Source organism: Noviherbaspirillum aridicola, from assembly GCF_019656455.1.
Lineage (GTDB): Bacteria > Pseudomonadota > Gammaproteobacteria > Burkholderiales > Burkholderiaceae_D > Noviherbaspirillum > Noviherbaspirillum aridicola.
The window spans coordinates 43546-56689 of the sequence record NZ_BPMK01000017.1 but is presented as its reverse complement, the minus strand read 5'-3'; the positions used below and the strand labels follow the sequence as shown (position 1 = coordinate 56689).

Genomic DNA, 13144 nt, shown 5'->3' with positions numbered 1-13144 from the left:
AGGCTCAGGCGGCTGCCGCGGCGGCGCGGCGCGGCAATTCTTTCATGCGCGCGGCAATTATAAGCCAGGCAATAGTGAGAACCGCCCCGAGGACGAACACCGAAGCCGCGCCCGCGTGCTGCTGCAGCCAGCCGCCGACCGCGCCGCCGCAGAACAGGCCGAGCGCCTGCAGGGTGTTGTAGACGCCGAGCGCGCTGCCCTTGCCCGCGGGCGGCGCAATGCGCGACACCAGCGAGGGCTGGCAGGCCTCGAGAATGTTGAATGCGACAAAGAATGCCAGCAGCAGCGCCACCAGCAGCGACCAGTGCAGGCTGCCGGCACCGAGGAAGGCGGCAAGGCCGAGCTGCACCAGCAGCATCAGCGCCACGGCGCCGACGAAGACCTGCTTCATCTTGCCGTGCCGCTCGCCGGCGAAAACAGGCGGCAGCATCAGCGCAAACGATGCCAGCACTACCGGCAGATAGACCTTCCAGTGCGCGGCCACCGGCAGACCGGCATATTGCACCAGGGCGGAGGGCACCACGACGAACATGGCCATCTGCGTCATGTGCAGCGCGAATACGCCGAAGTTCAGACGCATCAGTTCGGGATTGCGCAATATCTCGCTGAACGGCACGCGACTGGTCGCGATCACCTGCGGCGCCGGCGGCACCACATAGATCACCACCAGGATTGCCAGGAGCGAGAGCACGCCGGTGAGCGCGAAGATGCCGCCCATGCCGATCGCCGCATACATCGCCGGCGCCGCGATCAGGGAAAACGCGAAAGTCAGTCCGATCGAGCCTCCGACCATGGCCATCGCCTTGGTCCGGTGCTCTTCCCGCGTGCTGTCGGCGATGAAGGCGGTAACCGCGGCGGAGATGGCGCCCGCGCCCTGTATCGCGCGGCCGGCGATGACCCAGGGCAGGGTCTCGGCGACGGCGGCGATGAAGGAACCGAGTGCAAACAACAACAGCCCGATCACGATGACCGGCTTGCGCCCGTATTTGTCCGACGCCATGCCATAGGGAATCTGGCCGAAGGACTGCGTCAGGCCGTAGATGCCGAGCGCCAGTCCGACCAGGGTCGCGCTCTCACCGCCGGGCATGGATCGCGCATGGACCGAGAACACCGGGAGGATCAGGAACATGCCGAGCATGCGCAGCGCAAAAATCGACGCCAGCGAGACGCTGGCGCGGATTTCGGTTGCGCTCATGCGGGAGCCGGGAGCGACGGCGGGGCTGGAAGACATGGAGGGTGCGGCCTGATACGACGGGCTTCAAAACCCGTTATAGTAACAGGTTGACCCGCAACAAGCGGCTGCCTGCAAGGACTTGAAGGACTTGTAACAAGTAAAGGCTGTTCATGGAAGAAATCAGAATTCGTGGTGCCCGTACCCACAACCTGAAAAACATCAATCTCGAATTACCGCGCAACCAGCTCATCGTGATTACCGGCCTGTCGGGTTCCGGCAAGTCGTCGCTCGCCTTCGACACGCTCTATGCGGAAGGCCAGCGGCGCTATGTCGAATCGCTGTCGGCCTATGCGCGCCAGTTCCTGCAGCTGATGGAAAAGCCGGATGTCGACCTGATCGAGGGCCTGTCGCCCGCGATCTCGATCGAGCAGAAGGCGACCTCGCACAATCCGCGCTCCACCGTCGGCACCGTCACCGAGATCCACGACTACCTGCGCCTGCTGTATGCCCGCGTCGGCACGCCCTACTGCCCCGACCACAATGAGCATCCGCTGGCCGCGCAGTCGGTATCGCAGATGGTGGACGCGGTGCTGGGCATGCCTGAAGACACCAAGCTGATGATCCTGGCGCCGGTGGTGGCCAACCGCAAGGGCGAGCACGTCGACCTGTTCGAACAAATGCAGGCGCAGGGCTTCATCCGTTTCCGCATTCAGAGCGGCACGCACGCGGCGAAGATCTACGAGGTCGACGACCTGCCGAAACTGAAGAAAACCGAAAAGCACACCATCGACGTCGTGATCGACCGCCTGAAGGTGAAGGCCGATGCCAAGCAGCGGCTGGCCGAAAGCTTCGAAACGGCGCTGCGCCTCGCCGACGGGCGCGCGATCGTGCTGGAAATGGACAGCGGCAAGGAACATCTCTATTCCAACAAGTTCGCCTGCGCCGTCTGCGGCTATTCGCTGCAGGAGCTGGAGCCGCGCCTGTTCTCGTTCAACAATCCGATGGGCGCCTGCCCGGAGTGCGACGGCCTCGGCCACATCGAGTTCTTCGACCCCAAGCGCATCGTCGCCTTCCCCAACCTGTCGCTCGCCAGCGGCGCGGTCAAGGGATGGGACCGTCGCAACCAGTTCTATTTCCAGATGCTGTCGAACCTGGCCGAGCACTACGGCTTCGATATCGACACGCCGTTCGACAAGCTGCCGGAATCGGCGCGGCAGGTGGTGCTGTACGGCTCGGGCCGGCAGACGGTGCCGTTCTCCTACATCAATGAACGCGGCCGGACCGTGGTGCGCGAGCACACTTTCGAAGGCGTGGTGAACAACCTCCAGCGGCGCTACCGCGAGACCGACTCGATGGCGGTCAAGGAAGAACTGGCGAAGTTCATCAACCAGAAGGAATGTCCGACCTGCAAGGGCGCGCGCCTGCGGCTGGAGGCCTGCCACGTCAAGGTGGGCAACGGCAAGCAGCAGCGCGCGATCTACGAGGTATCGGCGACGCCGCTGCGCGAGACGCTGGAATTCTTCGAATCGCTCAAGCTGACCGGCGCCAAGAAGGAGATCGCCGACAGGATCATCAAGGAAATCGTCTCGCGCCTGAAGTTCCTCAACAATGTCGGCCTCGACTATCTCTCGCTGGAACGCAGCGCCGACACCCTGTCCGGCGGCGAGGCGCAGCGCATCCGCCTGGCGTCGCAGATCGGCTCCGGTCTGACCGGCGTCATGTATGTGCTCGACGAGCCGTCCATCGGCCTGCATCAGCGCGACAACGACCGCCTGATCGCCACCCTCAAGCACCTGCGCGACATCGGCAACAGCGTGCTGGTGGTGGAGCATGACGAAGATGCGATCCGCTGTGCCGACTATATCGTCGACATGGGCGTGGGCGCCGGCGTGCATGGCGGCGAGGTCATCGCGCGCGGCCCGCTCAACGACATCCTGAAGAACAAGAAATCGCTGACCGCCAAGTACCTGAACGGCACGCTGGCCATCCACGTGCCGAAGAAGCGCACGCCGGCCGACCCGGAGCGCCAGCTGGTGATCGCCGGCGCCTCCGGCAACAACCTGCGCAACGTGACGCTGGAGCTGCCGGTCGGCCTGCTGACCTGCGTCACCGGCGTATCCGGCTCGGGCAAATCGACGCTGGTCAACGACACGCTCTATCATGCGGCCGCGCGCCATCTCTACGGCTCGCAGACGGAACCGGCAGCCTATGAAAGCATCAGCGGCCTCGAGCATTTCGACAAGGTGATCTCGGTCGACCAGGCGCCGATCGGGCGCACGCCGCGCTCCAATCCGGCGACCTACACCGGCGTGTTCACGCCGATCCGCGACCTGTTCTCGACGGTGCCGACCGCCAAGGAACGCGGCTATTCCGCCGGCCGATTCTCGTTCAACGTCAAGGGCGGCCGCTGCGAAGCCTGCCAGGGCGACGGCGTGACCAAGGTGGAGATGCACTTCCTGCCCGACGTCTACGTGCCCTGCGACGTCTGCCACGGCAAGCGCTACAACCGCGAGACGCTGGAAGTCCAGTACAAGGGCCGCAACATCCATGAAGTGCTGGAGATGACGGTCGAGGAAGCGCACGAGTTCTTCAAGCCGGTGCCGGTCATCGCGCGCAAGCTGCAGACCCTGCTCGACGTCGGCCTCGGCTACATCCGCCTCGGCCAGAGCGCGACCACGCTGTCGGGCGGCGAGGCGCAGCGCGTCAAGCTGTCGCTGGAACTGTCCAAGCGCGATACCGGGCGCACGCTCTACATCCTGGACGAGCCGACCACCGGCCTGCACTTCCACGACATCGACCTGCTGCTGAAGGTGATCCACCGTCTGCGCGACCAGGGCAATACCGTGGTCATCATCGAGCACAACCTGGACGTGATCAAGACCGCGGACTGGATCGTCGACCTCGGTCCCGAGGGCGGCGCCGGCGGCGGACAGATCATCGCCAGCGGCACGCCGGAAGACGTGGCGAAGAATCCGGCCAGCTTCACCGGCAGGTACCTCGCGCCGATGCTGAAGAAGAAGTAAGGGGGGCAAGGTGGCGAAGCACCTGCGGATTACCGGGCGCGTGCAGGGCGTCGGCTACCGCGCCTGGTTCGAGGCGCGGGCCCGCGCGCTCGGCCTGTCGGGCTGGGTGCGCAACCGCGCGGACGGTTCGGTGGAGGCGCTGGTGACGGGTGGCGCGGCGGACGTGGAGCAGATCATTGCCGACGCGGCCCGCGGACCGGCGATGTCCCGCGTCGACGATGTCGAGGCGACGCCGGCCGAGGAGCCTGGCAACAGCGGCTTCCGGGTACTGCCCACCGCATAGCGGCGGCGACAGCCGGCTTCCCTACATACCCATCCACAGGCCCAGCGGCACGAACGCGAGCGCCGCGAGATTCCCGAGCAGCACAATGGAGGCGACCTTGTCCGGTTCCTGCTTGTACTGCTCCGCCACCATGAAGCAGAACACCGCGGGCGGCAGCGCGGCGAATAGATACATCTGCCCGCGCTGCATGTCCGTCAGCGGCAGCAGGCCGCCCGCCATGCGGTCGAGCATCCATGCCACGGCCAGTCCCGCCAGCGGACAGACGGCCGCGCCCACCAGGCCGATGTGCCAGCTCTTCAGACTCACATCCAGCATCCTCACACCCAGCGCAAACAGCATGAGCGGAATGCAGGCATCGCCGAGCATCTTCAGCGCCAGCATCAGCGGCTGCGGCAGGGCGATGCGGAAGATCGCGAACACCATGCCGAGCGCCATGGCCAGCATCATCGGACTCATCAGGAATTTCCAGAAAGGCGTGTGCCGGTCGCGCCCGCTCTCGATGATCTTGATGCCGACCGAGAAGTAGATCAGGTTGCAGGCCATGAACAGCGCGACCGCGGCGGACAACCCGGCAGTGCCGAAGGCCAGCACCGCCAGCGGCAGGCCCATGTTGCCGCAATTGTTGTACATCATCGGCGGGATGAAGGTGCGCGCATCGTAGCCGAGCATGCGCACGACAGGCCAGGCCAGCAGCCCCGAGCCAAGCGAGATCAGCACGCCGGCGAGGATGAGACTGCCGTTGTGAACGAGATCGAACTCCTTCGCTGCCAGCGCGGAAAACACCAGCAGCGGACACAGCACATCCATGCTGACCCGGTTGACCGAGCCCATGTCCTTACGCACCCGCTCCCCCCGCAGGCGGCCGTAACCATAACCCACCGCGATGATGATGAAGACCGGCAGGATGATGCCGAGGATGCGCTCGAAGACTTGCATGAAGAGGAATTCCGACAGGTAGGACGCCGCCGGTCATTGTAGCGAGAACGCCCGTCTCGCGTTTTCTGCAGGAAAAACGCTATTTGAGCAGGCGCTCTTCGGCGCGCGCCACGCCCTCCGCGGTGCCGCGCAGGACCACGATGTCGCCGGCCTGCAGCACGGTGGCCGGCTTGACGTCGACGCGCGACTTCCCGCGTCGCAGAATGGTCGCCTCGGCACCGACTTCCGCCAGCCGCAGCTCCGACAGCGCGAGGCCGACGGCGCGCGCGTCTTCATGCAGGGTCACCGAATGCAGCCGCACATGCAGATGCTCGGCATCCTCCGGCGCGTCGCTGACGCCGTGAAAGTATCCGCGCAGCGAGGCATAGCGTTCGTCGCGCGCGGCCTGCACGCGATGCACGACGCGCCGCAGCGGCACGCCGAGCATGACCAGCGCATGCGAGGCCAGCATGAGACTGCCTTCGATCGCCTCCGGCACCACTTCCGCCGCGCCCGCCTCGCGCAGGCGTTCCAGGTCCGAATCGTCGTGGCTGCGCACGACCACCGGCAGTTCGGGCGCGAGCTCATGCGCAAAGTGCAGCACCTTCAGCGCGGACGGCGTGCTGGCGAAGGTGATGACCAGGGCCGCGGCGCGATGAATGCCGGCCGCCACCAGGCTCTCGCGCCGCCCTGCGTCGCCGTAGGAGACCGCCGCGCCCGCCGCCTGCGCCTCCCGCACCCGGTCGGGATCCAGGTCGAGCGCGTGGTAGGCGATGCCCTCTTCCTCCAGCAGCTTCGCCAGGCTCTGGCCGCTGCGGCCGAAGCCGGCGATCAGCACATGCTTCTGCGTGGTCATGGTGCGGGCGGCGATCTGGGTCAGCGTCAGCGACTGCATCATCCATTCGTTGGCCGACAGCTTCAGCACGATCCGGTCGGACTTGGCGATGATCAGCGGCGCCAGCAGCATCGACAGCACCATCGATGCCAGGATCAGCTGGATCAGCTGCTGGTCCATCAGGCGCAGGCCGCCGGCCTGGCTGAGCAGCACGAAACCGAACTCGCCGGCCTGCGCCAGCGCCAGGCCGGTCCGCAGCGCGGTGCCGGTGGTGGCGCCGGTGAGCCGCGCCAGTGCCGCGATGAGCGCGAATTTCATCAGCACCGGGCCGGTCAGCAACAGCAGCACCAGCCACCAGTTTTCCAGCACCAGCCGCACGTTGAGCAGCATGCCGATGGTGATGAAGAACAGGCCGAGCAGCACGTCGCGGAAGGGCTTGATGTCTTCTTCCACCTGGTGGCGGTATTCGGTTTCCGAAATCAGCATGCCGGCGACGAAGGCGCCGAGCGCCAGCGACAGCCCCGCCTGCTCGGTGATCCAGGCGGCGCCGAGCGTGATCAGCAGCAGGTTCAGCATGAACAGTTCCTGCGAACGCCGCTTGACCACGATGCGGAACCAGCCGCGCATCAGGCGCTGACCGATCACCAGCAGCAGCACGAGCACGATGCCGGCCTTCATCGCCGCCAGCGACAGCGTCAGGCCGAGGTCGTCGCTGTTGGTCGCCAGGGCCGGCACCAGGATCAGGAGCGGCACGAACGCGAGGTCCTGGAACAGCAGGATGCCGAAAATCTGGCGGCCGTGCGGACTGTCGAGTTCGAGCCGCTCGGTCAGCATCTTCGACACGATGGCGGTCGAGGACATCGCCAGCGCGCCGCCGAGCGCGAACGCCGCACGCCAGGAGATGTCGATCACGCCCGGCAGCAGGCTGGCGACGAGCCAGCCGAACAGCATGACCGCGACGATGGTCAGCAGCACCTGCGCCATGCCGAGGCCGAACACAGTCCGCCGCATGGCGGTCAGCTTCGGCAGCGAGAACTCGAGCCCGATCGAGAACATCAGGAAGACGACGCCGAATTCCGCCAGGGTGTGGGTCGTATGGTTTTCGCTCGCCAGGCCGAGCCCGTGCGGACCGATCACGATGCCGACGGCGAGATAGCCGAGCATCGGGGGCAGGTGCAGCATGCGGAAGGCCACGACGCCGAGCACGGCGGATCCGAGCAGCATGAGCGTCAGTTCTAGTGCTGAAAACATGTTCGGCAATGCATCGCGACGGGTGGCGGCGCGTGGGTTGTCGGGCCGGCCCGAGCAAGCTGGCGGAGCATCGCGACGATCGCCGCGACGATGTGAGCACCGGCAATTTTCTCTTCAGAATGAAAGACTTAGCCGCTGCGCCCTCCGCTTGAGTCAGCTCAAGGCTGGAATTTTTGTTATGACTGGCAGATTTTTTGCTTGCGCAATTAGTTTATACTGCGCGCATGAGTGTAACCGATGCAAAAAGCTTGCCGAAAGCTTTCAATACAAAAACGGCCACGCGCGGCCTGGAGCTCGCCCGTGAAACCCTGCAGATCGAAGCCGATGCCATTCTCGCGCTGAAGGACCGGCTCGCGGGGGACGTCGGCGCGGAATTCGCGCGCGCGATGGAAGTCCTGCTCGCCTGCACGGGCCGCGTCGTCGTCTCCGGCATCGGCAAGTCCGGCCATATCGCGCGCAAGATCGCGGCCACCCTCGCCTCCACCGGCACCCCCGCGATGTTCGTGCACGCGGCGGAGGCGCTGCACGGCGACCTCGGCATGATCACCCGCCACGATGCGATGATCGCCATCTCGTATTCCGGCGAAGCCAACGAATTCATTTCCATCATCCCCTTCCTCAAGCGCATGGGCGCGCCGCTGATCGCCATCACCGGCAACGACAAGTCGCGCCTGGCGCAGCTGGCAGACATCCATCTGCATGCGAAGGTGGACAAGGAAGCCTGTCCGCTTAACCTGGCGCCGACGGCCAGCACCACGGCGGCGCTCGCGCTCGGCGATGCGCTGGCGGTGGCCCTGCTGGATGCGCGCGGCTTCCGGGAAGAGGACTTCGCGATGTCACACCCGGGCGGCGCGCTCGGCCGGCGCCTGCTCACGCATGTACGCGACGTCATGCGCACCGGCGACGCGATTCCGGCCGTGCGCCCGGAAGTGCCGCTGACCACCGCCCTGCTTGAGATCACCCGCAAGGGCCTGGCGATGACGGCGGTGGTGGACGAGAATTTCCGCGTCCTCGGCGTATTCACCGACGGCGACCTGCGCCGCCTGATCGAAGGCGCGCATGAATTCGGCGCGCTGAAGATGTCCGATGTCATGCACCGCAATCCGCGTACCGTCGGTCCCGATCAGCTGGCGGTGGAAGCGGTCGAGAAGATGGAAGAATTCCGCATCAACCAGTTGCTCGTGACCGATGCCGACGGACGCCTGGTCGGCGCGCTGCATATCCACGACCTGACCCGTGCGAAGGTGATCTGATGCAGGACGCCGCTTCCCGCGCCGCCCGCGTGCGGCTGATGATCTTCGACGTCGACGGCATTCTCACCGACGGCAGCCTGCACTACGGAGCCGACGGCGAACTCATCAAGACCTTCAATGTACTCGACGGCCACGGCATCAAGCTGCTGCAGCGCTCGGGCGTCGCCACGGCCATCATCAGCGCGCGCAAGTCGGAGATCGTGGCGCGCCGCGCGGCCGACCTCGGCATCATGCACCTGTTCCAGGGCGCGCATGACAAGCGCCAGGCCTTCGAGCAGTTGCTCGCCCAGGCGGGCGTCGGCGCCGATGCCTGCGGATTCGTCGGCGACGACGTCATCGATCTGCCCATCCTGACCCGCGTTGCATTCGCCGCCAGCGTGCCGAACGGCCATCCCGAGGTGCGCAGCCGCGTCCATTACGTGACGCAGGCCGGCGGCGGCCGGGGCGCGGCGCGCGAACTGTGCGATTTCATCATGCGGGCGCAGGGCCAATACGAGTCGGCGCTGGCGCCCTACCTCGCATGAGAGACAATGCCCGACACGTGCGCAGCGCGATCGTGATCGTGCTTCTCGCCGTGCTCGCGCTTGGCAGTTTCTGGCTGTTCGAGGTGATCCGGCGCGGCGACGACGAGCAGGGCCAGCGTGCGCAGCGGACCGAACCGGATTTTTACCTGGAGAATTTCAGCTACGTGAAAATTTCCAGGACGACCGGCCGCACCTCGTATCACTTCTCGGGGGCGAAGCTGGTGCACAACCCGCTTGACGATTCCTACGACATCACCGCCCCGGTCATCACCAACCGCAGCGAGGGCAAGCCGCCGACCACGCTGCGCGGCGACCGCGGCACCGCCAACAGCGATTACAGCGAAGTGAACCTGTACGACAATGTGCGCATGGACCGCGCCGCGTCGGCCGACTCGCGCGAGATGCATCTGCGGTCGTCGCATCTGCTGATCCTGCCGGACGAGGACGTGGTCAAGACCGACGTCCCGGTCGAGATCACGGTAGGACAGTCAGTGCTGAACGGTACCGGCATGTGGGCCAACAATGCCACCCGCGAGCTGCGGCTGGCGAACGATGTCCATGGCACGTATCAAGCACCGCCGCGCTGAATCAAGATAACTTGTAGCCAACCCTTCAGGATCATTCATGACACGTTTCTTTCTGTTGCTTCTGGTTCTCGGCGCGGTCGCCGGCCCGCTGCATGCGGAAAAGGCAGACAGCACCAAGCCGACCAATATCGAAGCCGACCAGATGGCCTATGACGACGTGAAGCAGGTGAACACCTTCACCGGCAACGTCGTGCTCACCCGCGGAACGCTGCTCATGCGCGCCAACAAGCTGATCGTGACGCAGGATCCGCAGGGCTACCAGTACGCGACGCTGCTCGGCGGCGCCAAGGGCGTGGCCACTTTCCGGCAGAAGCGCGACGCCGGCAACGACCAGTGGATCGAAGGCGAGGCGGAGCGCATCGAGTACGACGGCAAGATCGAGATCGTGAAACTGTTTACCCGCGCCAAGATGCGCCGACTCGAAGCGCAGAAGGTCACCGACGAGGTCGAGGGGGAATTCATTTCCTACGACAGCCGGGCCGAATTCTTCACCGTGCACAACACCAACACCGGCGAAAGCAAGCCGGGCGGCGGCCGCATCAAGGCGGTGATCCAGCCGCGCAACGAAGCACAGGGCAAGTGACATGGTGAGCACACTCGTCGTCCGCGGCTTGCAGAAGAGCTATGGCGCCAGGCAGGTGGTGCGCGACGTCTCGCTCGAGGTCAAGAGCGGCGAAGTGGTCGGCCTGCTCGGACCCAACGGCGCGGGCAAGACCACGTCGTTCTACATGATCGTCGGCCTGGTGCCGTCGGACGCCGGCGAGATCGATCTCGACGGCGCGCCGATCTCGCGCCTGCCCATCCATCGCCGCGCGGTGCTCGGCCTGTCCTACCTGCCGCAGGAAGCATCGGTTTTCCGCAAGCTGACGGTCGAGGACAATATCCGCGCGGTGCTCGAACTGCAGCGCATCGACGACAAGCCGCTGTCCAAGGCGGAAATCGACAAGCGGCTGGACCGGCTGCTGTCGGAACTGCAGATCGAACGCCTGCGGGAAAACCAGGCCCTGTCCCTGTCCGGCGGCGAGCGCCGGCGGGTCGAGATCGCACGCGCGCTGGCGACCAATCCGCGCTTCGTGCTGCTCGACGAGCCGTTCGCGGGCGTCGATCCGATCGCGGTGATCGAAATCCAGCGCATCGTGCGCTTCCTGAAGGAGCGTGGAATAGGCGTGCTGATCACCGATCACAACGTGCGCGAGACGCTGGGCATCTGCGACCGCGCATACATCATCAACCAGGGATCGGTGCTGGCCAGCGGGCTGCCGGACGACATCATTGCCAACGAGTCGGTGCGGCGCGTCTACTTGGGCGAACACTTCCGGATGTAGGGAAGAGACTCAGCAAAATGAAACAGACCCTCCAACTTCGCATATCGCAGCATCTTGCGCTCACGCCGCAGCTGCAGCAGTCGATCCGGCTGCTGCAGCTGTCGACGCTGGAACTGCACCAGGAGCTGGAACAGATCCTGTCCGAAAACCCGATGCTGGAACGGGTGGACGACCCGCTGGACCACTCCGTGCGGCTGCTCGCCGACGGCGCCATCAGTACCGCGGCAAGCAGCTCGGCATCATCCGAAGCGCCGGCCGCCGACGCCGCGCCGGCAAGCGGCCAGGAGGCCGAAGCCGGCTTCGAGGGAGGCGAATCCGCCGAGGGCGGCGGTGCCGACAGCGACTGGAGCTTCGACGACGTCGCGCGCACCTCCAAGGCGCCGGAGGACGACGATGCGCGGCCGCAGCTGGAAGCCCACGAAGTCACGCTGCGGGAACACCTGCTCGAGCAGATGCGGGTAACGGTAAGGGAGACGCGCGACCGCGCGCTGGTGGAACTCATCGTCGACGCGCTCGACGACAACGGTTATCTGGAAGAACCGCTGGAAGAGATCCACGCCCGTCTGCCTGAAGAGCTCGGCGTCGAACTGGAAGAACTCAGGGTCGCGCTCAGGCTCGTGCAGAGCTTCGAGCCGGCCGGCATCGGAGCCCGCACCCCGTCGGAATGCCTGGCGCTGCAGATCCGCCGCATGCCGAAGGTCGCGCTGGTGACCCGGCGGCGCGCGCTGCAGATCGTCGAGAACCACCTCACGCTGTTTGCGCAGCGCGACTTCAACAAGCTCAAGAAGGCGCTCGACTGCGACGACGAGGACCTGCGCGAGGCGCAGCAGGTGATCCGCTGCTGCAATCCGCATCCGGGCGCCCTGTTCGCATCCGACGCCTCCGACTTCGTGGTGCCCGACGTGATCGTCAAGAAGGGCAAGAACGGCTGGCAGGTGATGCTCAACCACGACGTCATGCCGCGCCTGCGCGTGAACGCGATGTACGCCAGCATCCTCAAGCAGAACAAGGGCGAAGGCTCGCTCAGTTCACAGCTGCAGGAAGCGAAGTGGCTGATCAAGAACATGCGGCAGCGCTTCGACACGATATTGCGCGTTGCACAAGCAATTGTCGACCGTCAACGAAATTTTTTCTCCCACGGCGCGGTTGCCATGCGGCCCCTTGTCTTGCGTGAAATTGCTGATACACTGGGCTTACACGAGAGCACTATCTCTCGCGTAACGACGCAGAAGTACATGCTTACCCCTCACGGCATGTTCGAGCTGAAGTACTTTTTCGGCAGCCACGTTGCGACGGAGGCGGGGGGCGAAGCGTCCTCCACCGCAATTCGCGCGCTGATCAAACAGTTGATAGGAGCCGAAGACCCGAAGAATCCATTCTCTGATAGCAAGATCGCGGATATGCTGGGGGAACAAGGAATGGTCGTCGCGCGGCGCACAGTCGCGAAATACCGCGAGGCCCTCAAGATCCCGCCGGTCAATCTGCGCAAATCCCTGTAGGTCCGTGTAGTGTGTTGAGTTGCTGTGTTCCGCCGTAGCCCTGGGTTACGCGGGCACGACGAGAACCGCCAGCGACGCCAAATTTAGGAGCGCTGTATGAATCTCATGATCAGTGGACATCACCTCGAACTGACACCCGCCATTCGCGAATATGTGAAGGCCAAGCTCGATCGAGTTCTTCGTCATTTCGACCATGTCATTGATATTGCCGTCATCCTCGGGGTGGAAAAGCCCGCCGAAAAGGACAAGCGCCAGAGAGCCGAAGTCAACGTCCGGCTCAGGGGAAACGTGATTCATGTGGAGAGCTTTGCGCAAGACCTTTACGCAGCCATCGACAGCCTGATCGACAAACTGGACCGCCAGGTCCTCAGGTACAAGACCAAGCTTCAGGACTATCAGCATGACGCCATCAAGCGCATGCCGGGCGAGGCAAGCGTCGCCTGATATCCGGTAGTCGGGCAAGACCATGGGGCGC

General features: G+C 64.9%; 12 protein-coding genes. 9 read left to right on the top strand and 3 right to left on the bottom strand.

The annotated features are described in order from the left end of the window. Positions 1-4: 4 nt before the first annotated feature. Positions 5-1195 carry an MFS transporter gene (locus NCCP691_RS17565; protein WP_220809863.1) on the bottom strand — a complete coding sequence of 397 codons (1191 nt, stop codon included), beginning with the start codon at positions 1193-1195 and terminating at the stop codon, positions 5-7. Between the two features lie 149 nt (positions 1196-1344). Between NCCP691_RS17565 and uvrA the strand changes: the two genes are divergently transcribed. Next, entirely contained in the window at positions 1345-4197 is a 2853-nt protein-coding gene (uvrA, locus tag NCCP691_RS17560; RefSeq protein ID WP_220809862.1) for an excinuclease ABC subunit UvrA, read from the top strand. Between the two features lie 10 nt (positions 4198-4207). Continuing rightward, on the top strand, positions 4208-4480 hold the full coding sequence (locus NCCP691_RS17555) for an acylphosphatase (protein WP_220809861.1): 273 nt from the start codon (positions 4208-4210) through the stop codon (positions 4478-4480). A 21-nt stretch (positions 4481-4501) separates the two neighbouring features. Here the strand turns inward: NCCP691_RS17555 and NCCP691_RS17550 are convergent, their stop codons facing one another. After that, entirely contained in the window at positions 4502-5416 is a 915-nt protein-coding gene (locus tag NCCP691_RS17550) for an AEC family transporter (protein WP_220809860.1), read from the bottom strand. A 79-nt stretch (positions 5417-5495) separates the two neighbouring features. Continuing rightward, complete coding sequence (locus tag NCCP691_RS17545; RefSeq protein ID WP_220809859.1) at positions 5496-7481, bottom strand: monovalent cation:proton antiporter family protein; 1986 nt, start codon at positions 7479-7481, stop codon at positions 5496-5498. 224 nt (positions 7482-7705) lie between these two features. Here NCCP691_RS17545 and NCCP691_RS17540 point away from each other — a divergent pair, with 224 nt between their 5' ends. From NCCP691_RS17540 to hpf, 7 genes are all read left to right on the top strand, one after another. Next, positions 7706-8734 (top strand): KpsF/GutQ family sugar-phosphate isomerase, encoded by a 1029-nt coding sequence (locus NCCP691_RS17540; protein ID WP_220809858.1) that lies wholly within the window; start codon positions 7706-7708, stop codon positions 8732-8734. Further along, a complete protein-coding gene (locus tag NCCP691_RS17535) occupies positions 8734-9258 on the top strand; it encodes a KdsC family phosphatase (protein WP_220809857.1) in 525 nt (174 codons plus the stop codon). Before NCCP691_RS17540 ends, NCCP691_RS17535 begins: the two co-directional genes overlap by 1 nt. Then, positions 9255-9845 carry an LPS export ABC transporter periplasmic protein LptC gene (lptC, locus tag NCCP691_RS17530; protein WP_220809856.1) on the top strand — a complete coding sequence of 197 codons (591 nt, stop codon included), beginning with the start codon at positions 9255-9257 and terminating at the stop codon, positions 9843-9845. Before NCCP691_RS17535 ends, lptC begins: the two co-directional genes overlap by 4 nt. A gap of 37 nt (positions 9846-9882) precedes the next feature. Continuing rightward, positions 9883-10428 (top strand): lipopolysaccharide transport periplasmic protein LptA, encoded by a 546-nt coding sequence (lptA, locus tag NCCP691_RS17525; protein WP_220809855.1) that lies wholly within the window; start codon positions 9883-9885, stop codon positions 10426-10428. A 1-nt stretch (position 10429) separates the two neighbouring features. Continuing rightward, positions 10430-11170 (top strand): LPS export ABC transporter ATP-binding protein, encoded by a 741-nt coding sequence (gene lptB / locus NCCP691_RS17520; RefSeq protein WP_220809854.1) that lies wholly within the window; start codon positions 10430-10432, stop codon positions 11168-11170. A 17-nt stretch (positions 11171-11187) separates the two neighbouring features. Continuing rightward, positions 11188-12669, top strand: coding sequence for an RNA polymerase factor sigma-54 (locus NCCP691_RS17515; RefSeq protein WP_220809853.1), 1482 nt, complete (start codon positions 11188-11190; stop codon positions 12667-12669). A 96-nt stretch (positions 12670-12765) separates the two neighbouring features. After that, the gene (gene hpf / locus NCCP691_RS17510) at positions 12766-13113 is read left to right on the top strand and encodes a ribosome hibernation-promoting factor, HPF/YfiA family (RefSeq protein ID WP_220809852.1); all 348 of its coding nucleotides are present in this window, start codon (positions 12766-12768) and stop codon (positions 13111-13113) included. The last annotated feature ends 31 nt before the right edge of the window (positions 13114-13144 follow it).

Bases quoted from the DNA above. Each gene is read 5' to 3' on its own strand.
- NCCP691_RS17565 (WP_220809863.1), bottom strand. From the start codon at position 1,195: ATGAGCGCAACCGAAATCCGCGCCAGCGTCTCGCTGGCGTCGATTTTT.
- uvrA (WP_220809862.1), top strand. From the start codon at position 1,345: ATGGAAGAAATCAGAATTCGTGGTGCCCGTACCCACAACCTGAAAAAC.
- NCCP691_RS17550 (WP_220809860.1), bottom strand. From the start codon at position 5,416: ATGCAAGTCTTCGAGCGCATCCTCGGCATCATCCTGCCGGTCTTCATC.
- NCCP691_RS17545 (WP_220809859.1), bottom strand. From the start codon at position 7,481: ATGTTTTCAGCACTAGAACTGACGCTCATGCTGCTCGGATCCGCCGTG.
- NCCP691_RS17540 (WP_220809858.1), top strand. From the start codon at position 7,706: ATGAGTGTAACCGATGCAAAAAGCTTGCCGAAAGCTTTCAATACAAAA.
- NCCP691_RS17535 (WP_220809857.1), top strand. From the start codon at position 8,734: ATGCAGGACGCCGCTTCCCGCGCCGCCCGCGTGCGGCTGATGATCTTC.
- lptC (WP_220809856.1), top strand. From the start codon at position 9,255: ATGAGAGACAATGCCCGACACGTGCGCAGCGCGATCGTGATCGTGCTT.
- lptA (WP_220809855.1), top strand. From the start codon at position 9,883: ATGACACGTTTCTTTCTGTTGCTTCTGGTTCTCGGCGCGGTCGCCGGC.
- lptB (WP_220809854.1), top strand. From the start codon at position 10,430: ATGGTGAGCACACTCGTCGTCCGCGGCTTGCAGAAGAGCTATGGCGCC.
- NCCP691_RS17515 (WP_220809853.1), top strand. From the start codon at position 11,188: ATGAAACAGACCCTCCAACTTCGCATATCGCAGCATCTTGCGCTCACG.
- hpf (WP_220809852.1), top strand. From the start codon at position 12,766: ATGAATCTCATGATCAGTGGACATCACCTCGAACTGACACCCGCCATT.